The organism is Streptomyces termitum, from assembly GCF_014650175.1.
GTDB lineage: Bacteria > Actinomycetota > Actinomycetes > Streptomycetales > Streptomycetaceae > Streptomyces > Streptomyces termitum.
In genome coordinates, this window is sequence record NZ_BMUL01000001.1 from 553,513 (window position 1) to 575,622 (window position 22,110).

Annotated in this window: 17 protein-coding genes; 10 read left to right on the top strand and 7 right to left on the bottom strand. The window is 74.9% G+C overall.

Annotated elements, in window-relative coordinates:
• Positions 1 to 93 precede the first annotated feature (93 nt).
• Positions 94 to 1,899 carry a GMC oxidoreductase gene (locus tag IE219_RS02740; protein WP_189974821.1) on the top strand — a complete coding sequence of 602 codons (1,806 nt, stop codon included), beginning with the start codon at positions 94 to 96 and terminating at the stop codon, positions 1,897 to 1,899.
• 741 nt (positions 1,900 to 2,640) lie between these two features.
• Here the strand turns inward: IE219_RS02740 and IE219_RS02745 are convergent.
• Positions 2,641 to 2,931: a chorismate mutase gene (locus tag IE219_RS02745; protein WP_189974822.1), complete on the bottom strand. Its 291-nt coding sequence runs from the start codon at positions 2,929 to 2,931 to the stop codon at positions 2,641 to 2,643.
• A 414-nt stretch (positions 2,932 to 3,345) separates the two neighbouring features.
• Here IE219_RS02745 and guaA point away from each other — a divergent pair, with 414 nt between their 5' ends.
• From guaA to IE219_RS02760, 3 genes are all read left to right on the top strand, one after another.
• Positions 3,346 to 4,938 (top strand): glutamine-hydrolyzing GMP synthase, encoded by a 1,593-nt coding sequence (gene guaA / locus IE219_RS02750; protein WP_189974823.1) that lies wholly within the window; start codon positions 3,346 to 3,348, stop codon positions 4,936 to 4,938.
• A 132-nt stretch (positions 4,939 to 5,070) separates the two neighbouring features.
• Positions 5,071 to 5,859, top strand: coding sequence for a class II aldolase/adducin family protein (locus tag IE219_RS02755; RefSeq protein WP_189974824.1), 789 nt, complete (start codon positions 5,071 to 5,073; stop codon positions 5,857 to 5,859).
• 87 nt (positions 5,860 to 5,946) lie between these two features.
• Positions 5,947 to 6,471 (top strand): DoxX family membrane protein, encoded by a 525-nt coding sequence (locus IE219_RS02760; protein ID WP_189974825.1) that lies wholly within the window; start codon positions 5,947 to 5,949, stop codon positions 6,469 to 6,471.
• Between the two features lie 156 nt (positions 6,472 to 6,627).
• Here IE219_RS02760 and IE219_RS02765 read toward each other — a convergent pair whose 3' ends face one another.
• Positions 6,628 to 7,980 (bottom strand): PspC domain-containing protein, encoded by a 1,353-nt coding sequence (locus IE219_RS02765; protein WP_189974826.1) that lies wholly within the window; start codon positions 7,978 to 7,980, stop codon positions 6,628 to 6,630.
• 157 nt (positions 7,981 to 8,137) lie between these two features.
• Here IE219_RS02765 and IE219_RS02770 point away from each other — a divergent pair, with 157 nt between their 5' ends.
• Positions 8,138 to 9,403, top strand: a complete 1,266-nt coding sequence (locus IE219_RS02770) for an ATP-binding protein (RefSeq protein ID WP_189974827.1) — start codon at positions 8,138 to 8,140, stop codon at positions 9,401 to 9,403.
• Complete coding sequence (locus IE219_RS02775) at positions 9,400 to 10,158, top strand: LuxR C-terminal-related transcriptional regulator (protein WP_189974828.1); 759 nt, start codon at positions 9,400 to 9,402, stop codon at positions 10,156 to 10,158. Before IE219_RS02770 ends, IE219_RS02775 begins: the two co-directional genes overlap by 4 nt.
• A gap of 22 nt (positions 10,159 to 10,180) precedes the next feature.
• Here IE219_RS02775 and IE219_RS02780 read toward each other — a convergent pair whose 3' ends face one another.
• The gene (locus tag IE219_RS02780; RefSeq protein WP_189974829.1) at positions 10,181 to 11,272 is read right to left on the bottom strand and encodes a C40 family peptidase; all 1,092 of its coding nucleotides are present in this window, start codon (positions 11,270 to 11,272) and stop codon (positions 10,181 to 10,183) included.
• A gap of 341 nt (positions 11,273 to 11,613) precedes the next feature.
• On the opposite strand from IE219_RS02780, the gene IE219_RS02785 reads away from it, so the two are divergent.
• Positions 11,614 to 11,967, top strand: a complete 354-nt coding sequence (locus IE219_RS02785; protein WP_189974830.1) for a hypothetical protein — start codon at positions 11,614 to 11,616, stop codon at positions 11,965 to 11,967.
• Positions 11,968 to 12,091: 124 nt separating this feature from the next.
• On the top strand, positions 12,092 to 14,620 hold the full coding sequence (gene pcrA, locus IE219_RS02790; RefSeq protein WP_189974831.1) for a DNA helicase PcrA: 2,529 nt from the start codon (positions 12,092 to 12,094) through the stop codon (positions 14,618 to 14,620).
• A 101-nt stretch (positions 14,621 to 14,721) separates the two neighbouring features.
• Here the strand turns inward: pcrA and IE219_RS02795 are convergent, their stop codons facing one another.
• Together IE219_RS02795 and IE219_RS02800 are read right to left on the bottom strand one after the other, a co-directional pair.
• Positions 14,722 to 16,314, bottom strand: coding sequence for a M23 family metallopeptidase (locus tag IE219_RS02795; RefSeq protein WP_444545640.1), 1,593 nt, complete (start codon positions 16,312 to 16,314; stop codon positions 14,722 to 14,724).
• A gap of 239 nt (positions 16,315 to 16,553) precedes the next feature.
• The gene (locus IE219_RS02800) at positions 16,554 to 17,387 is read right to left on the bottom strand and encodes an esterase/lipase family protein (protein WP_189974833.1); all 834 of its coding nucleotides are present in this window, start codon (positions 17,385 to 17,387) and stop codon (positions 16,554 to 16,556) included.
• A 319-nt stretch (positions 17,388 to 17,706) separates the two neighbouring features.
• Here IE219_RS02800 and icmB point away from each other — a divergent pair, with 319 nt between their 5' ends.
• Positions 17,707 to 18,117 (top strand): coenzyme B12-dependent isobutyryl CoA mutase small subunit, encoded by a 411-nt coding sequence (icmB, locus tag IE219_RS02805; RefSeq protein ID WP_189974834.1) that lies wholly within the window; start codon positions 17,707 to 17,709, stop codon positions 18,115 to 18,117.
• 73 nt (positions 18,118 to 18,190) lie between these two features.
• On the opposite strand, the gene IE219_RS02810 is transcribed toward icmB, so the two are convergent.
• Together IE219_RS02810 and IE219_RS02815 are read right to left on the bottom strand one after the other, a co-directional pair.
• Entirely contained in the window at positions 18,191 to 19,846 is a 1,656-nt protein-coding gene (locus IE219_RS02810) for a DUF5691 domain-containing protein (RefSeq protein WP_189974835.1), read from the bottom strand.
• A gap of 298 nt (positions 19,847 to 20,144) precedes the next feature.
• A complete protein-coding gene (locus tag IE219_RS02815; protein ID WP_229849544.1) occupies positions 20,145 to 21,485 on the bottom strand; it encodes an SWIM zinc finger family protein in 1,341 nt (446 codons plus the stop codon).
• A 170-nt stretch (positions 21,486 to 21,655) separates the two neighbouring features.
• Between IE219_RS02815 and IE219_RS02820 the strand changes: the two genes are divergently transcribed.
• Complete coding sequence (locus IE219_RS02820; RefSeq protein ID WP_189974836.1) at positions 21,656 to 22,069, top strand: hypothetical protein; 414 nt, start codon at positions 21,656 to 21,658, stop codon at positions 22,067 to 22,069.
• The last annotated feature ends 41 nt before the right edge of the window (positions 22,070 to 22,110 follow it).

Consider the following 22,110-nt stretch of genomic DNA (forward strand, 5'->3'; position numbering starts at 1 on the left):
GTCCCGGGCCGGCCCCCGCGCCAGGGGAGCCGGCCCCGCGCCGTCCCCCCGTACCCCCTGCCCGTTTCCGCCCTTTCCCTCCCGAGGAGAGCCATGACCGCGGTACCCCCTGCCCGAAATCAGGACGAGGAAGGCGCGTACGACTACGACGTCCTCGTGGTCGGCTCCGGCTTCGGCGGCTCGGTCACCGCGCTCCGCCTCACCGAGAAGGGCTACCGGGTCGGCGTCCTGGAGGCCGGCCGCCGCTTCACCCGCGAGACCCTGCCGAAGAACTCCTGGGACCTGAGGAACTTCCTGTGGGCCCCCGCCCTCGGCCTGTACGGCATCCAGCGCATCCACCTGCTCGGCAACGTGATGGTGCTGGCCGGCGCGGGCGTCGGCGGCGGTTCACTCAACTACGCGAACACGCTGTACGAGCCGCTGGCGCCGTTCTTCGACGACCCGCAGTGGAAGGACATCACCGACTGGCGCGCCGAGCTCGCCCCGTACTACGACCAGGCGAAGCGGATGCTGGGCGTCCGGCTCAATCCGACGATGACCCCCTCCGACGTGCACCTGAAGGCCGCCGCCCAGGCCATGGGCATCGGCGACACCTTCCACATGGCGCCGGTCGGCGTCTTCTTCGGGGACGGGAAGGACGCCGACGGCACCGCGCGGGCGACACCGGGCGGCGAGGTCGCCGACCCGTTCTTCGGCGGCGCGGGCCCCTCGCGCAAGGCGTGCACCGAGTGCGGCGAGTGCATGACCGGCTGCCGCCACGGCGCCAAGAACACCCTCAACGAGAACTACCTCCACCTCGCGGAGAAGGCGGGCGCCACCGTCCACCCGATGACGTCCGTGGTCGCCGTCACCGAGGACTCGCGCGGCGGCTTCGCGGTCAGGACCCTCCCCACCGACGACCGGAAGAAGGGCAAGGGCCGCACCTTCACCGCCCGCCGGGTGGTGATCGCCGCGGGCACGTACGGCACCCAGACCCTGCTGCACCGCATGAAGGACACCGGGCTGCTGCCCCGGATCTCCGACCGGCTCGGCGAACTGACCCGCACCAACTCGGAGGGCCTGGTCGGCGCCCAGACCACCGACCGCCGCTACCGCCGCAAGCACGGCCAGGCGCGGGCCGACTTCACCCGGGGCGTCGCCATCACCTCGTCGGTCCACCCGGACGAGAACACCCACATCGAGCCGGTCCGCTACGGCAAGGGCTCCAACTCGATGGGCGGGCTCACCGTCCTCCAGGTCCCCTATGGGGCCCACCGGGTGCGGAACTGGGCGCTCAACATGCTCCGGCACCCCACCCTCGCGCTCCGCTCGCTCTCCAACCGGCGCTGGTCCGAGAAGACCATCATCGGGCTCGTCATGCAGTCCCTGGACAACTCCCTCACCACCTACCGCAAGCCCGGCGGCCTCGGAAAGGGCCTGCTCACGGCCCGGCAGGGGCACGGCGCGCCGAACCCGACCCAGATCGAGGCGGCGACCCGGGCCGCCACCCTGATCTCCGAGGAGATCAACGGCTTCGCGGGCTCCAACATCGGCGAGCTGATGGGCACCCCGCTGACCGCGCACTTCCTGGGCGGCTGCCCGATCGGCGCCGACGCCGACTCCGGTGTCATCGACCCGTACCACCGGCTCTACGGCCACCCGGGGATCTCGGTCGTGGACGGCTCGGCGGTCTCCGCCAACCTCGGGGTGAACCCGTCGCTGACGATCACCGCGCAGGCGGAGCGGGCGATGTCCTTCTGGCCGAACAAGGGCGAGGAGGACCCGCGGCCCCGGCAGGGCGAGGCGTACGCGCGCCTGGCGCCGGTCGAGCCGAAGGCGCCGGCGGTGCCCGCGGAGGCGTTCGGCGCCCTGCGGCTGCCCTTCCTCGGCATTCCGGTGGTCCCGCCGAAGAAGCCCTGACGGTTCCGGGGCGGCTTCGGGACGGCTTCGGGGAAAAGGAAAGGGCGCTGCACCCCCCTCCGAGTGCAGCGCCCCTCCGGCTTTTCGGTGGTGCCGCATAGATGACCCGCGATCCCCGCCCTTGGTTGTAGGCGTTGCGTCAGATTGCGGTGTGACGCGCGTCACGTAGGAGAAAGAGGGAGGGCCCGTGCCGCGATTCCGGTCGCGGCACGGGCCCTGGCGTCGGCACCGGTGTCAGGGCAGCGGCGGTGCCGAGCGGAGCGGCGCCGGGGGGTCGCGCCGCGTCGGGGGAGGGGGGTCTGGGGAGGGAGGTCGAGGGGACGGAGGCCGTGCGGGGGGCGGGTGGTGGACCGCGGAGACCGCGGCCGGCGAGCCGGTTGCGGTCGGCCCCGGGCGTCCCCGGGACCGACCGCCCTTTCTGGGCGACCGGACTGCTGTCCCCTGCCGTCCGGTCACATGAGCTGGAGCGAGGTCCCACGGCGCACCCGGAGGTACGCCACACGCCCCAGCGAAGCCACGCGTGGTTTTCTGCTGGCCCGCCCCTGGCTGGCACGGACACCACGCTCAACGAAGCCCCGCGGGGCCCGGTCACGCGCCGTACGGGTGAGACCCAGCCCGAACGCGGGTACGGGCACCCACTCAGACGCGTCCCCCGCACGGGCCCGGGACGGGGCCCGGTCGCGGGTGTGCGGGTACGGCTCCGAGTTCCGTCGCGGGTACGGCCCCGGGCGCGGCTCCCGGTCAGATGCGGCCCCGGCACAGCTCCAGCACCGTCATCGCCAGGGCCGTGCCCGGCTTGCCCAGCGCGTCCCGGTAGTGGGCCAGGACGTCCATCTCGCGGGCCAGGTTCACCCGCCGGCCGCCGGAGGAGATCCGGGCCTCCTGGATGACGGCCGAGACCGCCACCCGTTCCTGGATCAGCCCGATGATCCGGTCGTCGAGCGCGTCGATCCGCTCGCGGGCGTCGCCGATCAGCGAAGCCGCCTCGTCGGTGCGGGCGCCGGTCTGCTCGGTCAGGGTCCTGCTGGTCATCGGGGGCTCCTCGGGTGTCCGTGTGTCCGCGGGTGCGGTGCGGTGCGGGGGACCGGGGCCCCGGGGCGGTGCGGCCCGGGAAACGCGAAGCGCCCCGGGCCTTGTCGGCCCGGGGCGCCTCGGAAGTCGCTTGTCAGTTGCTCAAGCAGCACGACCATGGCAGCCGGTGGGCCGGATGCCATAGGTAAAGACGAAGGTCGTGAGCGTGCGCATGGTGCCAGTATGGCCCCCTCCCGGCGGGCCGGGGCAAGCCGGGCCCGGATCGTGAGACGAAGGCCACCTTGGCGGACGGGAGCGGTGACCAAGGCCACCCCGGTTCGGATGGTGAGACGAAGGGGGACACCCGCGCGCCGGTAGAATCGACGAAACAGCCCCCCTTCGGGGGAACCCTCCCACCGCCGGAAGGCTGCCGCAGTGTCATCAGCGCCCCACGCTGCCGCGTCCGACGTCACCAACCCGGACGTAGTCCTCGTTGTCGACTTCGGCGCCCAGTACGCCCAGCTCATCGCCCGCCGTGTCCGCGAGGCGCGGGTCTATAGCGAGATCGTCCCGTCCACCATGCCGGTGGCCGAGATGCTGGCCAGGAACCCGAAGGCGATCATCCTCTCCGGCGGCCCGTCGTCCGTGTACGCCGAGGGCGCCCCGCGCCTCGACCGCGCGATCTTCGAGGCCGGCGTCCCCGTCTTCGGCATGTGCTACGGCTTCCAGCTGATGGCCCAGACCCTCGGCGGCACCGTCGACGACAACGGCGCCCGCGAGTACGGCCGCACCCCGCTGCACGTCTCCAGGGCGGGCTCCACCCTCTTCGAGGGCACCCCGGTCGAGCAGTCGGTGTGGATGTCGCACGGCGACGCCTGCTCCGCCGCCCCCGAGGGCTTCGCCGTCACCGCCTCCACCGACGTGGTCCCGGTCGCCGCCTTCGAGAACGACGAGAAGAAGCTCTACGGCGTCCAGTACCACCCCGAGGTGCTGCACTCCACGCACGGCCAGCAGATCCTGGAGCACTTCCTCTACCGCGGCGCCGGCATCGAGCCCAGCTGGACCACCGGCAACGTCATCGAGGAGCAGGTCGCCGCGATCCGCGCCCAGGTCGGCGACAAGCGCGCCATCTGCGGCCTCTCCGGCGGCGTCGACTCCGCCGTGGCCGCCGCCCTCGTCCAGAAGGCCATCGGCTCGCAGCTCACCTGCGTCTACGTCGACCACGGCCTGATGCGCAAGGGCGAGACCGAGCAGGTCGAGAAGGACTTCGTGGCCGCCACCGGCGCCAACCTGGTCGTCGTCGACGCGCAGGAGCGCTTCCTGACCGCGCTCGCCGGAGTCTCCGACCCGGAGACCAAGCGCAAGATCATCGGCCGCGAGTTCATCCGCGTCTTCGAGCAGGCGCAGCTGGAGATCCTCCAGGAGGACGGCCCCGAGGTCGCCTTCCTCGTGCAGGGCACCCTCTACCCGGACATCGTCGAGTCCGGCGGCGGCACCGGCACCGCCAACATCAAGTCCCACCACAACGTGGGCGGGCTCCCCGACGACATCGAGTTCCAGCTCGTCGAGCCGCTGCGGCAGCTCTTCAAGGACGAGGTCCGCATGGTCGGCCAGGAGCTCGGCCTGCCGGACGAGATCGTCCAGCGCCAGCCCTTCCCCGGCCCCGGCCTCGGCATCCGCATCGTCGGCGAGGTCACCAAGGAGCGCCTGGACCTGCTCCGCGAGGCCGACGCCATCGCCCGCGAGGAGCTGACCGCCGCCGGTCTCGACCGCGAGATCTGGCAGTGCCCGGTCGTCCTCCTCGCCGACGTCCGCTCCGTCGGCGTCCAGGGCGACGGCCGCACCTACGGCCACCCGATCGTGCTCCGTCCGGTCTCCTCCGAGGACGCCATGACGGCCGACTGGTCGCGCCTGCCCTACGAGGTCCTGGCGAAGATCTCCACCCGCATCACCAACGAGGTCGCCGACGTCAACCGCGTCGTCCTCGACGTCACCAGCAAGCCCCCGGGCACCATCGAGTGGGAGTGACCCCTCCCGCCTCGCACGAGGCCGCCGTCCCGCCCCGCGGGACGGCGGCCTCGCCGCTTCCCGGGCCGCCCGCCCACACCGGTCCCGTCCCGAGTCTGGTCACTTGACCTGCGGGGCGTTACCTTCCGGCGCATGACCGAGATACCGGCGCCCGTCCCCGTCGAACGGCTCCACTTCGCCATGCCGCCCGTGCACGCGACGGCCGGGGAGGAACGCGCCCACCGCAAGCAGCGGCTCGCCGCCGCCCTGCGCCTCTTCGGACGGTTCGGGTACGAGGAGGGCGTCTCCGGCCACATCACCGTCCGCGACCCCGAGTACGACGACTGCTACTGGGTGAACCCCTTCGGCGCCCCCTTCGGCGACCTCACCGCCGGCGACCTCGTCCTCGCCAACGGCGAGGGGCAGGTCGTCCTCGGCGGCCGGCACGTCAACCAGGCCGCCTTCACCGTCCACGCCCAGGTCCACCGCGCCCGCCCGGACGCCGTCGCCGTCGTCCACACCCACTCGGTCCACGGCCGCGCCCTGGCCGCCCTCGGCGAACTCCTCGACCCCCTCACCCAGGAGGCGTGCGCCTTCTACCAGGACCACGCCCTCTACGACGCCTACACCGGCGTCACCGTCGACACCGAGGAGGCCCGCCGGGTCGCCGCCGCCCTCGGCCCCTTCAAGGGCATCGTGCTCCGCAACCACGGCCTCCTCACCGTCGGCTCCTCCGTCGACGCCGCCGCCTGGTGGTTCATCTCCATGGAGCGCTGCGCCCGCGTCCAGCTCACCGCCCGCGCCGCCGGCAAACCCGTCCTCATCGACCACAAGGACGCCGTCGCCACCCGCGAACAGCTCGGCGGCGACCTCGTCGCCTGGATCAACTACCAGCCCCTCTGGCACAGGATCAGCCGAGCGGAGCCCGAACTCCTGTCGTGACACCCGCCCCTCCTGTGTCGCCCCACAGGATCAGCGGAGACAATCGTTGCGCGAACAGTCGTACGGGGTGGGGAGAGGTGGCCGATCATGACCGCATACCTGGACCGTCCCGGCGGAACCCGGGGCTCCGGCGTCCGGGCCCGCCTGGACGCCTGGCGGGCGACCGCCTCCCGTTACGCCCTCCTGCCCCTGCGGGTCTTCCTCGGCGTCACCTTCGTCTACGCCGGCCTCGACAAGCTCACCGACCCGGCCTTCCTCTCCGGCACCGGCACCGGATCCATCGGCGAGACCATGCGGGGCGTCCGCGACTCCGCCGCGATCCCCGGCCTCGTCGACCTCGCCCTGCACAGCCCCACCGGCTTCGGCTACGCCCTCGCCATCGGCGAGGTCCTCGTCGGCCTGGGCACCCTCCTGGGCCTCTGGGCCCGGGTGGCCGCGCTCGGCGGCGCGCTGATCTCGCTGAGCCTCTGGCTCACCGTGAGCTGGCAGGTCACCCCCTACTACCTGGGCAACGACCTCGCCTATCTCATGTCCTGGCTGCCGCTGCTGCTCGCCGGGGCCCCGGTGCTCTCCGCCGACCGCCTCCTCGCCGACCGCCGCCGCACCCCGTAGGACACCCAGGTCGCGATCCCCGCCAGCGTCAGACCGGCGCACAGCACCGGAACGACCAGCAGCGGCGGCACCGACCACCGGTCGGCGGCCTCCCCGCCGTAGGCGGCGGCCACGACGAGGGCGGACACCCCCACGATCAGCCGGCCGGGCCGGAACTCATGAAGCAGCACGGGTGACCTCCACCTGTCCGAGGGCGACCTCCAGCGAGAGGTCCAGGGTGCCCGCCGGGACCGTCCCGGCGGGCGGGTCCAGCGTCGTCGTCTCGTCGCGGTCCGGGGCGATGTCGATGTCGTCCGGCGCCTGCCCCGGCAGCTGGAGATCGCCCAGCCCCACCTTGGCGCGCAGCTTCACCACCACGTCCTTCGGCACCACGACCTCCAGCTTGCCCGCGCCCACGTCCACCGAGGTGGCGACCGTCGTCCCCTTCGGCACCGACAGCCCGGACAGGTCCAGCGTGCCCACCCCCGACCCCAGGTCGTAGCGCGGCTGCACCGCCGCCGCCGTGGACGGCGTCCACGTCTGCCGCGTCCAGTCCGTGGAGATCCGGTCCGGCAGCGCCACCGCCCCCGCCAGCAGCACGGCCGTCACCACCACCTGGACGATCGTCCCGAAGCCGGTCCTGCCCAGGAAGCTGCCGACCACCAGCCCCAGTCCGAGCACCGCGAGCGAGCCGGCCAGACCCGCCGCCAGGCTGGTGCCCAGCGGCTGCGACTCCCAGGTCAGGGCCACCCCGGCCACGAAGGCGGCCGTCGCGAGCAGATCGATCAGACCGGAGATCGAGTACGGGCTCCGCCGCACCGACGGCTCCGGCCGCCCGGCGGCCGCCGGACGGCTCCACCGGCTGCCCGGCTTCGGCACCTCGCCGTCGACCCGGCCCTCGCCGTCCAGCATCCCGGACGGCCCCCACAGATAGCCGATGGCCGTCCGGCCCGTCGAACCGTCCTTCACGATCGGGTCGCGCCACCACGAACCGGACCCCGCCTTGACCGGCGGCGCCTGCGCCTCCGGCGGGGCCTCGGGTCCGGCGTGCGGACCCTTCGGCCCGGCCGCCGGGGCGCCCTCCGCCTCACCGCCCGGGACCCGGCGCCGCTGCGACCAGAACGCCGCACCGGCCGTCGCCACCACCAGCGTCACCGAGAAGCCCAGCATCGTCCCCGTACGCAGCATCGACAGGAAGATGCCGCAGCCCACCAGCGCCATCAGCAGCGCCGCCAGCGCACCGCCGGAGACCCGCCCGGTCAGCAGCCGCCGGCCCTCGCTCTCGTCCTCGCCCGCGAGCGGTATCGCCAGCGACGCGAAGCCGTAGAAGATCAGACCGAGACCGCCGGCCACCGACAGCACCGCCACCACCACCCGGAAGATCACCGGGTCCAGGTCGAAGTGCCGGCCGAGGCCGCCGCACACCCCGCCGACCATTCCGCCGCGCGCACGGCGCAGGGGGGCCGCGGGGCCCTCACCGGTCGGCGGGGCCCCGTGCTGCGGAGGCTGCGAAGGCATCGAACTCGTCATGCGTCCATGGTGACGGCCGGTGACCCCCGGACGGCACCGGGAACGACCCTGGCCGGACCCTGATATTCGACGGCCTGCCGACCCCGAGGCGAACCCGGGGCCGATCTCAGGGCGGACCCTGATGTCCGCGCGGGGCCGGTCGTGTGACGATCGGTGCATGTCCGCAACCGCTCGGGTCGCCGAGCCCGACGAACCGCCCGTGCGCAGGCTCTACCGGAGCGCCGACGGGCGGTGGCTCGGCGGTGTCGCCCGCGGTCTCGCCGGTCACCTCGGTCTGCCCGTCGCGTGGGTGCGCGTCGTCTTCGCGGTGCTCGTCCTCACCGAGGGCCTCGGGCTCCTCCTCTACGCCGTCTTCTGGATCGTGGTCCCGCTCGGCGTCGGCGGCCGGGGCGCGCCCCGGCCCGTCTTCGAGGTCACCGAGGACGGCAGGCGCCGGCTCCGCAAGCCCGACCGGGGCCAGCTCGTGGCCCTGGCCGCCTTCGCGGTCGGCGCGGCCGTCTTCATCACCAACGTCCGGGTGGACAACGAGACCGGCCGGTACGTGTGGCCGGCGCTGCTCATCGGCGTCGGCGTCGTCCTGGTCTGGCGACAGGCGGACAACGCCCGCCGGGACACCTGGACCGGCCGGTCGGTCCGGCACCGGCGGGCCTTCCACGTCGTCCGGGGCCTGGTCGGCGTCGCCCTCGTCGGCACCGGCCTCGCCGTCTTCGTCGTCGTGCGCGGCTCCGTCGCCCAGATCGGCACCGCGCTGACCGCTGCCGTCGCCGTCCTCACCGGCATCGTCCTGCTCGCCGGCCCGTGGCTGATCAGGATGTCGCAGGACCTCACCGCCGAGCGGACCCTGCGCATCCGGGCCCAGGAACGGGCCGAGGTCGCCGCCCACGTCCACGACTCCGTCCTGCACACCCTCACCCTGATCCAGCGCAACGCCGACGACGCGGGCGAGGTCCGCCGCCTCGCCCGCGCCCAGGAGCGGGAGCTGCGGAACTGGCTCTACAAGCCGGAGGGCACCGGCCGGGACGAGGAGCCGGAGACCCTCGCCGAGGCGGTGAAGCGGGCCGCCGCCGAGGTCGAGGACAAGCACGGGGTGCCGCTGGAGGTGGTCGTCGTCGGCGACTGCCCGCTCGACGAGAAGCTGGTCGCGCAGATGCAGGCCGCGCGCGAGGCGATGGTCAACGCCGCCAAGTACGGTGGCGAGGGCGGGGCGGTGCAGGTGTACGCCGAGGTGGAGGGGCGCGCGGTCTTCGTCTCGGTGCGCGACCGGGGTCCGGGGTTCGACCTGGACGAGGTCCCCGAGGACAGAATGGGCGTACGAGAATCGATCATCGGCCGGATGCAGCGCAACGGCGGTACGGCCCGCCTCCGGGCCGTACCGGGCGGGGGCACCGAAGTCGAGCTGGAGATGGAGAGGGCGGACGGATGAGCGACGAGACCGGAGCGACCACCGGAGCCGACGCGGGCGCGGGGCCGGACGCGGCGGGAGCGGAGCCGGGGCACGGCCCGGGGCCGGGTGCGGGGCGCCGGGTGCGGGTCGTCCTCGTCGACGACCACCGGATGTTCCGCACCGGGGTGCGGGCCGAGATCGGCCGGACCGACGCCACCGGGGTCGAGGTGGTCGGCGAGGCCGCCGACGTCGACCAGGCCGTCGACGTGATCACCGCGACCCGGCCCGAGGTCGTCCTGCTCGACGTCCACCTGCCCGGGGGCGGCGGCGTCGAGGTGCTGCGCCGCTGCGCCGGGCTGATGGCCGCCGCCCAGGACCCGGTCCGCTTCCTCGCGCTCTCCGTCTCGGACGCGGCGGAGGACGTGATCGGCGTGATCCGGGGCGGGGCCCGGGGCTACGTCACCAAGACCATCACCGGGAACGACCTGGTGGACTCGGTCTTCCGGGTCCAGGAGGGCGACGCGGTCTTCTCGCCCCGGCTGGCCGGCTTCGTCCTGGACGCCTTCGCCTCCACCGACGCGCCCCCGATCGACGAGGACCTGGACCGGCTGACCCAGCGGGAGCGGGAGGTGCTGCGGCTGATCGCCCGGGGCTACGCCTACAAGGAGGTCGCCAAGCAGCTCTACATCTCGGTGAAGACGGTGGAGTCGCACGTCTCGGCGGTGCTCCGCAAGCTCCAGCTCTCCAACCGGCACGAGCTGACCCGCTGGGCCACCGCCCGCCGCCTGGTCTGAGCCCGGCGGGCGGGGCCGGGGGTCAGGCGACGCGGGTGGCGCCCGCGAAGGGCATCTCGTCGATGGGCGCGACGCGGATCGGGGCTCCCGGGCGGGGGGCGTGGATCATCTGGCCGCCGCCGATGTAGAGGCCCACGTGGCTGATGCCGGAGTAGAAGAAGACCAGGTCGCCCGGGGCGAGCTCGGAGCGGGAGACCCGGCGGCCGGCGTTGATCTGGGTGTAGGTGGTGCGGGGCAGCGAGACCCCGGCGGCGCGCCAGGCGGCCTGGGTGAGCCCCGAGCAGTCGTAGCCCGAGGGGCCGGTGGCGCCCCAGACGTAGGGCTTGCCGAGCTGGGCGCGGGCGAAGGAGATCGCCGCGGCGGCGCGGCCGGCGACCGGGCCCCGGGCGGCCGAGGAGCGGTCGGCCCGGGTGGCGGGGCCCCCGGTCCGGGTGCCGGTCCCGCCGGGCCGGGGGGTGGCGGTGGCCGCCGGGGCCGCCTCGTACCGGGCCCGCTCCTCGGCGGTCAGCCGGGCGAGGAGGGTGCGCGCCTCGGCGAGTTTGGCGAGGACGGTCGACTTCTGGCGGCGCAGGTCGGCCTCGTGGCCGCGCAGGGCGGTGAGCCGGCCCGCGGACTCGCTGCGGAGCTGGGCGAGGGCGGCGAGCTCCCGGCGTACCGAGGTGAGGACGGCGGCCTGGCGGTCGCCCGCCTTCTCGGCGAGCGCGGCCCGCTCCAGGTACTGGTCGGGGTCGGAGGTGAGGACGAGCCGCACGGCCGGGTCGAGGCCGCCGGAGCGGTACTGGGCGGCGGCGAGGGCCCCGAGGCCCTGGCGGGCGGTGTTGAGCCGCTCGGTGCGGCGGGCGGCCTCGTCGCGCAGCCGGTCGTAGGCGGCGCGGGCGGCGTCGGCCCGCTCCTTGGCGCCGTTGTACCGCTCGGTGGCGGCCCCGGCCTCCTCGTAGAGCCGGTCGATCTCGGCCTCGACCTGGGCGGGGGTGCGGGCCGGGCGGGCCGGGTCGGCGTGGCCGGAGCCCTCGGAGAGGGTGACGGTGGCGGCGGAGGCCAGGGCGAGGGTCGCGGCGGTGCGGAGCGCCGGGCGGCCGAGCGGTGACCGCCGGGGTTTTCGGTGAGCTGCCACGAGGGCGGGTCACATCCTCTTCCGATGGGGGACGGTGCGGCCGGAGCCGGCGGCGGGCCGCACAGGGGAGACGGTCCGCCGCCGGGGTTTTCCGGCAGGGGGGTCGGCACCGCCGGTCGTCCGGCGGGGTGGGGAGCCGACCACCCGGGGCAGGACGCTAGCCCCGCAGGTCACGATCCGGCGTCGGGTTGACCGTTATTGGCGCCGGATGACGTCCCGGGACCGTTCGCTTTCGTCCGGGAGGGGCGGAGAGGGAGGTTTCCGAGGGCGGGCGACCGATGCGGGGGAGTGGGTGGACCCGGCCGGAGAGCGGTGCTAGGGCCCCGGTTAGGCTCCGCCCCATGGACATCCTCATCAATGTCTTCGTCGCGCTCCACGTCATCGGCATCGCCTCGCTGCTGGGCGGTTTCCTCACCCAGATGAAGGCGATCGGGGCCGGTACGGCCCGGTTCACCCCGGCGATGCTGCACGGCGCGCTGACCATGCTGGTCACCGGCGTCGCGCTCGTCGGCCTGCACCAGGCCGAGGGCCACACGGTGAACAACATCAAGATCGGCATCAAGCTGGCGATCCTCGTGGTGATCCTCGGCATCGTCTACGTCAAGCGCGACGAGGAGACCGCCGACAAGGCCCTCTTCGGCGCCGTCGGCGGCCTGACCATGGCGAACATCTTCATCGCGACCCTCTGGACGTGACCCCTCCGGCGGTCTGACCGGTGCCCCGGCGGGCGCCGCGCGGGCCGCCTCCCCGGGCCGCCCGGACCGGAACCGGCCGAAGGCGGGGCCGGATGTCGGCGGGGCGTCCTAGACTCGTGAGGCGATGAGCAGCCTCTTTGACGACAGCTTCCTGGCCGGCCTCCAGTCCTCCGCCCCGGAGGAGGACCCGCCCCCGCCCGAGGACGACGCCCACGGCGCACCGGCCCCGGAGGAGGTCCCGCACGACCTGTTCGGGGCGCACTTCGACGCGCCCCCGCCCCGCGACCCGTACTACCGGGACGGCGCCCCCCGCCCGGTGGTGGACCCGGCCGCCCTGCTGGACGGGCTGAACGAGCAGCAGCGTGCCGCCGTCGTGCACACCGGCTCCCCGCTGCTCATCGTGGCCGGCGCGGGCTCCGGCAAGACCCGGGTCCTCACCCACCGCATCGCCCACCTCCTGGGCACGCGGTACGTGCACCCCGGCCAGATACTGGCGATCACCTTCACCAACAAGGCCGCCGGGGAGATGAAGGAGCGCGTCGAGCAGCTCGTCGGCCCCCGGGCGAACGCGATGTGGGTGATGACCTTCCACAGCGCCTGCGTCCGCATCCTGCGCCGCGAGTCCAAGCGGCTCGGCTTCACCTCCTCGTTCTCGATCTACGACGCCGCCGACTCCAAGCGCCTGATGGCGCTGGTCTGCCGCGACCTGGACCTGGACCCGAAGAAGTTCCCGCCGAAGTCCTTCAGCGCCAAGATCTCGAACCTGAAGAACGAGCTGATCGACGAGGAGACCTTCGCCGACCAGGCCGCCGACGGTTTTGAGAAGACGCTCGCCGAGGCTTATCGGATGTACCAGGCGCGGCTGCGCGAGGCCAACGCCCTGGACTTCGACGACATCATCATGACGACGGTGCACCTGCTCCAGGCGTTCCCGGACGTCGCCGAGCACTACCGCCGCCGCTTCCGCCACGTCCTGGTCGACGAGTACCAGGACACCAACCACGCCCAGTACACGCTGGTGCGCGAGCTGGTCGGCACCGGCTACGAGGACCTGGGCCCGGCCGAGCTGTGCGTCGTCGGCGACGCCGACCAGTCGATCTACGCCTTCCGCGGCGCGACGATCCGCAACATCCTCCAGTTCGAGGAGGACTACCCGGACGCGACGACGATCCTGCTGGAGCAGAACTACCGCTCCACCCAGACGATCCTCTCCGCCGCCAACGCGGTCATCGAGCGCAACGAGTCCCGCCGCCCCAAGAACCTGTGGACCGACGCGGGCGCGGGCGCGCAGATCACCGGCTACGTCGCGGACACCGAGCACGACGAGGCGCAGTTCGTCGCCGACGAGATCGACCGGCTGACGGACGCCGGGGACGCGAAGGCCGGGGACGTCGCCGTCTTCTACCGGACCAACGCCCAGTCCCGCGTCTTCGAGGAGATCTTCATCCGCGTCGGCCTGCCCTACAAGGTCGTCGGCGGGGTGCGGTTCTACGAGCGCAAGGAGGTCCGGGACGTCCTGGCCTACCTGCGCGTCCTCGCCAACCCCGAGGACAACGTGCCGCTGCGCCGCATCCTCAACGTGCCCAAGCGCGGCATCGGCGAGCGCGCCGAGGCGATGATCGACGCGCTCGCGCTCCGCGAGCGGATCACCTTCCCGCAGGCGCTGAAGCGGGTGGACGAGGCGTACGGCATGGCGGCCCGCTCGGCCAACGCCGTGAAGCGGTTCAACACGCTGATGGACGAGCTGCGCACGATCGTGGAGTCCGGCGCGGGCCCGGCGGTCGTCCTGGAGGCGGTGCTGGAGCGCACCGGCTACCTCGCGGAGCTCCAGGCGTCCACCGACCCGCAGGACGAGACCCGGATCGAGAACCTCCAGGAACTGGCCGCCGTGGCCCTGGAGTTCGAGCAGGACCGCGCCGCCGCCGAGGACGGGGCGGCGGCGGAGGCGGCCGACGGAGCCGCGGAGGAAGCGGCCGGGGCGGCGGCGGGCGCGGGCACGCTCGCGGAGTTCCTGGAGCGGGTCGCGCTGGTCGCGGACTCGGACCAGATCCCCGACGAGGACGAGGAGGGTTCCGGCGTCATCACGCTGATGACCCTGCACACCGCGAAGGGCCTGGAGTTCCCGGTGGTCTTCCTCACCGGCATGGAGGACGGCGTCTTCCCGCACATGCGGGCGCTGGGCCAGACCAAGGAGCTGGAGGAGGAGCGGCGCCTCGCGTACGTGGGCATCACGCGCGCGCGGGAGCGGCTCTACCTGACGCGGTCGTCGATGCGCAGCGCCTGGGGCCAGCCCTCGTACAACCCGGCCTCGCGCTTCCTGGAGGAGATCCCGCCGGCGTACCTGGAGTGGAAGCGGACCGGGCCGGTGGCGCGTCCGGCGGGGCCGGTCTCCGGCGCCGCCTCCGCGCTGTCGTCGTCGCTCTCCTCGTCGCGGGCCCGCTCGGGCCCCTCGGGCTTCGCGACGCGCCGCGCGGGCGCGGAGAAGCCGGTGGTCGCGCTGACGGTCGGCGACCGGGTCACGCACGACCAGTTCGGCCTGGGCACGGTCGTGGCGGTGACGGGTTCGGGTTCGGACGCGCAGGCGACGATCGACTTCGGCGACGAGAAGCCGAAGCGGCTGCTGCTGCGGTACGCGCCGGTCGAGAAGCTGTAGCGGTACGTACGCCGAAGGGCCCGGTCCAGGTGGGGACCGGGCCCTTCGGCGTACCGCCGTGCGGGGGCGGACCGGACGCGGGGGACCGGTGCCGCGCGGGCTCAGGTGGTGGGGTCGAGGCCCTTGCTGCGGAGCCAGGCCAGCGGGTCGATGGCGGAGCCGCCGCCGGGCCGGACCTCGAAGTGGAGGTGCGGGCCGGTGGAGTTGCCGGAGTCGCCGGAGTAGGCGATGACGTCGCCGGCCTTGACCTTGCCCATGCGGATCTTGGGGCTGCTGAGGTGGCAGTACCAGGTCTCGGTGCCGTCCGGGGCGGTCACGATGACCATGTTGCCGTAGGCGCTGTTGATCTGGGTGCGGACGGTGCCGTCCGTCGCGGCCATGACCGGGGTGCCGTACTGCACGGGGAAGTCGATGCCGGTGTGCACCGACATCCAGTTGACGCCGGCCTGGCCGAAGCGGGCGCTGAGCTGGTGCAGCTTCACCGGCAGGGCGTACTTGGGGCGCAGGGCCTCGCGGCGGGCGGCCTCGGCCTCGCGCTTCTTCTTCTCCTCGGCCTGCCGGACCTTGAGGTCGATGCGCTCCTGGGTGCGGCTGGCGCGGTCGCCGAAGTCGCGGGCGCCGCCGGCCAGGGCGGTGAGCTGGGTGTCCAGGGTGTTGTTGGCCGCGACCTGCTTCACGCTGGCGGGGTCGGCGACGGTGAGCGCGGTGTCCTTCTGCTTCGGGGCGTCGTCGCCGCCGATGCCGGGGAGCCCGCCGACGGAGGCGGCGGCGATGCCGGCGACGCCCATGACGCAGGCGGACGGGACGGCGACGGTCAGGAGGGCGGAGCGCTTGGCGGGGGTGCGGCGCCGGGCGCGGCCGCCACCGCCGGGGGCGCGGCGCGCGGCGCGGGCGTCGGTGCGGACCTCGGGCGCGGGGCGCTCCTCGGCGGGCTCGCCGTCGGCGTCGGCGTCGGGGCCCGCCGCGCCGTCGTCGTACGCCTCCGGGCCGTCGTACGACGCGTCGTACGCCTCGGTGTCCTCGTACGTCTCCGCGTCGGCGTAGGCGTTCTCGTACGCGGGGGTGTCGTCCTCGTACGCGTCCGTGCCGGGGGCGGTGTACGGCTCCTGGGCCGGCTCCGTCTCGTAGGGGACGTACTGCTGGGGGACGACCGGCTCGGCCTGCTCGGCGGCCTGGTTCCACGCGGTGGCGTCGTAGACGCCGGTCTCGGTGGTGAAGGCGGGGGCGGCCCACTGGCCGGTGGCGTCGTACGGCTCGTAGCCGGCCCCGGTGTCCTGGGGGGCGTAGCCGCCGGAGTGGAGGGTCTCGTACTGCCCGGTGTGCTGGGCCTCGGTCCAGGCGGAGGCGTCCCACTGGCCGGTCGTGTCGTACGTCCCGTACGCCGCCGGCTCGTACGCGGTGGCGGTGGCGGTCGCGGCGGCGGCCCACTGGCCGGTGGTGTCCCACTGACCGGTGGCGTCGTAGCCGCCGGCGACGGCGTCGTAGCCGGTCGCGGTGGTCCAGGCACCCGTGTCGTACGCGCCGGTCGTGTCGTACGTACCGGTGGCGGCGTACTGGCCGAGGTCCCACTGGCCGCTGTGATCGGCCTGCCCGGCGTCGGACCAGGATCCGAAGAGGGGGTCGGCCGCGAAGCCGCCGGTGGGGTGGGCGCCGTCTCCGGCGTACCCGGCGTGGGGGTGCTGGTCGTTCACCAACGTCTCTCTCGCCTCGGCAGCAGGACCAGTCCGGGGTGGGCCCGACAGGGGGTGTCCCGGGGGGAAGCAGTGGCGCGACTGTACCCGGCGGTATGCGGGACCGACAATCTTCGGCGGGGTTCACCCGGGCGGGAAAGGGGCGATCGGTCGCGTTTCGGCAGGTCGCGCACAGAGCTTTGGCCTTGTGTTCGAAGAATGTTCGATGGAAGAGGTCGCGAGTGTCGGACGGCGCGGCGCGCTCACGCCACGGAAGCGGTCCCTCCGCCCCGCGTCCCGCCGGTCTCCTCCGCCCCGTCCGCGTCCAGCGCCGCCAGGATCTCCGCCGCCACTGCCGGGTGCACCGGCAGCGCGAGATGGCCGACCCCGCTCACCCGTACATCGCATGTCCGCAGGTCGGGGTGGTCGAGCCGGGCCGTCTCCACCGGCACCATGATCCGGTCCAGGTCGCTCCAGAAGCTCACGAACCGGGTCCGGCAGCCCGGCGCGGGCCCCGCCAGCTCCCGCAGCACCTCCGACCCCGGCCGCATCTGCCGCACCAGCGGATGCGCGTCGGCGAGCGGCGCGACCGAGGTGCCCGCGTGCGGGGTGCCGAGGGTGACCAGGGTCCGCACCCGGACGTCACCGCCCAGCCGCTGCACGTAGTAGCGGGCGATCAGCCCGCCCAGGCTGTGGCCCACCAGGTCCACCTCGCGGTGGCCGGTGCGCGCCCGGACCGCCTCGACCTGCCGCCCCAGCAGCTCGGCGGCGGTCCGCAGGTCGCAGGTGAGCGGCGAGTAGTTGAGCGAGACGACGTGCGCCCGGCCGTGCCGCAGCAGGGCGCGGCGCAGCAGGACGAAGACCGAGCGGTTGTCGGCGAAGCCGTGCAGCAGGACGACCGGGCGCGGGCCCCGCTCCGGGGGCAGGGCGCGCGGGGCCCCGGCGGCGGCGCCAGAGGGCGCGTCGGAGCCGTCGGGGCGGGCCGGAGCGGAGCGCTCGGCGGCGATGCCCGACGGGTAGAGGAGGAGATGGCCGGTGAGGATCGCGATCTCCAGGACGGTGGCCTTCATCAGGACGGTGACCTTGGCGAACTCCATCGCCGACCTCCCGTACGGCCCGCGCGGGACCTTCCGGCCGGGGCCCGGGGCCAGGCGGACGCCGGTGCGCCGGGGCCGCGCCGCACGGACGACGGCACGGACCCCGGCGACCGGTGTCGCGGCTGCTCGCGCGGTCCGCCCCGGGGCGGCTGGTGGGCCCAGGAGGAGGGCCCGAACGGGGCGGAACGCGGAGCGAACGTGTCCCACGGGTGATTTCCCCCTTCCGCGCCGTCGCGAAACGGCCCCGTGCGGGATGCTGGACCCGACGTTCGTCCACCGCCCCCGCGCCGGAGCACGGGGGGCGCATGGGGAGGCAGTGATGGGTGTGACCGGTCCGATCCGCGTCGTGGTCGCCAAGCCGGGGCTCGACGGCCACGACCGGGGCGCCAAGGTCATCGCGCGCGCCCTGCGCGACGCCGGCATGGAGGTCGTCTACACCGGGCTCCACCAGACGCCCGAGCAGATCGTCGCCACCGCGATCCAGGAGGACGCCGACGCGATCGGCCTGTCGATCCTCTCGGGCGCGCACAACACGCTCTTCGCCCAGGTCATCGACCTGCTCAAGGAGCGCGACGCGGAGGACATCAAGGTCTTCGGCGGCGGCATCATCCCGGAGGCCGACATCCCGCCGCTCAAGGAGAAGGGCGTCGCGGAGATCTTCACCCCGGGCACCACGACCGCGTCGATCGTCGACTGGGTGAACACGCACGTCCGCACGACGGCGGCCTGACCCCGGCCACCTCCGCGGAGGCTTCCGGGCACGGGCACGGGCACGGGCACGGACGCCGTGAGCCGTACGGCCGTCACGCCGGGACGGCGCCGTCCAGTTCGGCCCGCATCTCCGCGCGCAGCCGCAGCGTGGCCGTCAGGCGCTGGAACGCCTCCGCCCAGTAGGCGCCCGCGCCCGGCGGGGCGTCCTCCGCGTCCGGGACCGTCGCCGCGAGCGCGGCGAGGCGGTCCGCCGCCGCAGGAGAGAGGCAGCGCTCCGCGAGCCCCATCACCCCGCTGAAGCTCCACGGATAGCCGCCCGCGTCCCGCGCGGTGTCCAGCGCGTCGATCACCGCCTCCCCCAGCGGCTCCGCCCACGGCACCGGGCACACCCCGAGCAGCTGGAACGCCTCCGACAGGCCGTGCGCCGCCACGGACGCCGCCACCCAGTGGGCCCGCTCCAGCGGCCCCAGCGTCGACAGCAGCTGTGCCCGCTCCGCCAGCGACGACGTGCCGGGACCGGTCGCCGGAGGGACCGCCGGGGCGCCCAGGAGCGCCCGCGACCAGGCCGGGTCCCGCTGCCGCACCGCCGCCCGGCACCAGGCCGCGTGCAGCTCGGGCCGCCAGTCGTCGGCGACCGGCAGGGCCACGATCTCCTCCGGCGTCCGCCCGCCGAACCGGGGCGGCCAGCAGGACAGCGGCGCCGCCTCCACCAGCTGCCCCAGCCACCAGGAGCGCTCGCCGCGCCCCGGCGGCGGCACCGCGACCACCCCGTCCCGCTCCATCGCCGCGTCGCACTCGTGCGGCGCCTCCACGACCACGGTCGGCACGGCCGCCGTCCGGTCCGGGCCCACGCAGGTCACCGCCCGCCCCGCCATCCGGGCCGCGAGCGCGGAGCCGGGCAGCGCGGAGAGCAGCTCGGCGGCGGTCGCCCGGACGTTGCGGCTGCGGTCGGCGAGCGCCGCCTCCAGGAACGCCTCGTCCGCCGGGGACAGCCCGGCCCGCAGCGAGTCCAGGAACATCAGCCGGTCCTCGGCCCGCTCCCCGGCCCAGGTCCCCGCCAGCAGCGCCCGCCCGGCCGCCGCGTCCCGCTTCCGCACGGCCGCGAGCAGCGCGACCCGCTCGGCGAACAGCCCCTCCTCCCACAGCTCCCGCACCGCCGCCGCGTCCCCGGGGTCGGGCAGCCCGGCCGCGCCGCCCCGCAGGGCGAACCGCCAGTCGGGGTTGAACCCGGCCAGCCACCGGCCGCGCGGCCCGGCGAGCGCCAGCGCCCCCGGCCGCAGATCGGTACGGGCCCGCGCCGCGTCGAGCAGCGCGGGCAGCGCGGCCGGCGGCGCCCGGTAGCCGCGCTCGCCCGCGAGGGCCAGCCACTGCGGCAGCAGTTCGGCCAGGTCGGGCGCGGTGCCCCGGCGCCCGCCCGCCGGTGCGGGGGCGGCCCGCCCGGCCAGGAGCCGGTCCAGCCGCCGCCGGGCCGCCGGGGGCAGCGGGGGGCGCGGGTCGGCGGGCGCGGGCGGCGGCGGCGCGGCGGCGGGGCCGGGCCGCAGCCCCGCCCGCCGCCGCAGCGCGTGCCGGGCGGCGGCGTCGAGGAGCGCGCCCGCCGCCCGCTCCCCGCGCCCGCCGGCCACGGGCCGCCGGTCGGTGCCGAGCAGCGCGGCGGCCGTCAGCTCCTCCCAGCCGGGATCGGCCGCGGCGGGCGAACTGGTGAACGGGGTGGTGGACGGGCGGGTGGAACGTGGATCGGCGGTCGTCATCGGGCCTCCCGGGGCGCGGTCGCGTGCTCGGTCCTCGTCGTGGACGCCGAGCGGTGCGGGACGGGCGGACGGAGCACAGGCGTACACGTACGCGTGCGCCTGCGGGGCCGGGCGGACGGAGCACAGGAGTACGTGTACGGGGTCGGCCGGACGGAGCACAGGCGTACGCGTACCGGGTCGGGCGGTGGTCTCCGGGTGCGCGCGTGCGCGGGCCGCCCGGCGGCGGGCCCGCCGGAGCACGTGCGGACGCGGGCGGGGCCGGGCGGCGCGAGGGGGACGGGCCCGGCGGTGCGTCCCGTCACAGGAGGGGGACCGTTTCGGCCGGTTCCTCCGGGGACCAGGCGGCGAGGGGGGTGAGACCGCGGTGGCCGAGTTCGCCGAAGACCGTGACGGGGGCGCCGCCGGACAGGGCGAGCAGCCGCCACAGGCCGGGCCGGGACCGGTCGGCGCCGGTCAGCGGCAGCGCCTCGCGGCCGTCGGCGTCGGCGAGCTGCCAGCCGTACGCGGCCCGCGCCGGGACCACGCGCGCGAGGGTCACCGGCCAGGCGTCCAGCCACGGGTCGTCCCGCAGCGCCCGCCCGTACGCGTCGAGCGCCGCGCCGACCGTCCCGCCCGGCGGCGGCGCGGCCGGGACCCCGGCCGGCCGCAGCTCCTCACCGGGGTCGGCCCGGAGCCGCCCGGAGCCCTCGTGCGGGGTCAGGTCGCCCTCGACGACCGCGCCCACCGGCAGCGCGAGCGCGGGCGCGCGGCCCGCCGCCCCGAAGGAGAGCACCAGGGCCGTACGGCCCAGGCCGGTGCCGAACAGCCAGGTCCGACGGGTCGTCAGGCGGGCGTCCCCGGTGTCGTACCGGGCGAGGACCTGCCACCGGTCGCGCAGCACCGTGCCGCCCGGCGGCGAGGGCAGCCCGACCCGGGTCCGCACCGTCGTCGCCAGCGGGGCGGGCAGCCGGTCGACGGCCAGCCACGCCCGGTCCAGCAGATGGGTGAGCGCGCACTCCTCCAGGAGCCGCGCCGGCCAGTCCGGGCCCGAGCCCGGCAGCGCGCCCAGCTCCCGCACCCGGGCGGCGAGGCCCGGCGCCTGCGCGTCGACCATCCGGGCCGCCGTCTCCTCCCACGGGCCGGACCCGGGGTGCCCGGCCGCCGCGAGGCCGCCGCGCACCAGGTCGGCCAGGCGCCGCTCCAACTCCTCGGCGCCCGCCGTGATCCGGGCCGCCCGGCGCTCCGCCCGGCGGCGGGCGGCCGCCGGGTCGGCCGGTCCGGTCCGGGCCGCCGCCGGTCGCGCGGCGGGGAGCGCGGCACGCGCGCGGACGGCCCAGGCGGGCGGCCCGGCCGCGTCCGGCACGGCCGCCGGGTCGGCCGCCCGCAGCAGCAGGAGCCCCAGCGCGTGCACACAGAGTGACGGAACGGTCCCGCAGGTGCACGCGTGCGCGGGCCCCGCCGGGTCCACGACGGTCCGGTACGCGCCCCCTCCGCCGCCCTCCTCCGGGCCCTCGCACCGCCCCCAGAGCAGCCCCTCGGCGGCCCCCGTCCCCTCCCACGCGGCGGCCGCCGCGAACCCCCGCGCCGCTTCGCGCGACGCCTCGTCAGGAGCCGGTGCCGGTACCTGGCCGGACGTCCGGCGCACCCCCATGGCATTCATGGACCTGACGTTAGAGTCCGCCACTGACAATGGTTCTGACCTGCGGCTTCAACGCCCTTGGAGGGCCCCGGCGGCAGAGTGGTTTTGCTCACCCTTTACGGTGCTGTCACGGCTCGCGCGAACCAGCGCGCGGCCCCACGTCCGCACCACCGTGCAGGGGGAGTACCACCATGAACCGCACCGTCCGCACCGCCGTCTCGGCCTTCGCCGTCACCGGCCTCGCGTTCGGGCTCGGCGCCTGTTCCGAAGCCGCCGACAAGGCCGCCGACAGCGTCGACAAGGCAGTTGCGAAGAGCTACGAGGTGACCTACGAAGTCACCGGGAGCAGCCTGGAGTCGGTCGACTACCACGCCGGTGACGGCACCGCGATGCAGCCGCAGGTCCAGAGCGAGAAGAAGCCCGGCACGCCCTGGACGAAGACCGTCCAGTTGCACGGCATCATGCCGCCGGCCGTCATGCCGGTCTCGCTCGCGCCCGAGGACCTCACCTGCAAGGTCGTCTACCAGGGCAAGGTCATCAAGGAGGCCAAGGGCGAGCAGGCCATGGCGGGCGGCTGCGTCGCCGTCTCCCCGGTCTTCAACTGACCCCGGCCCCCGGCCGGTTCCCCGGCCCCGGCGAGGGCCGG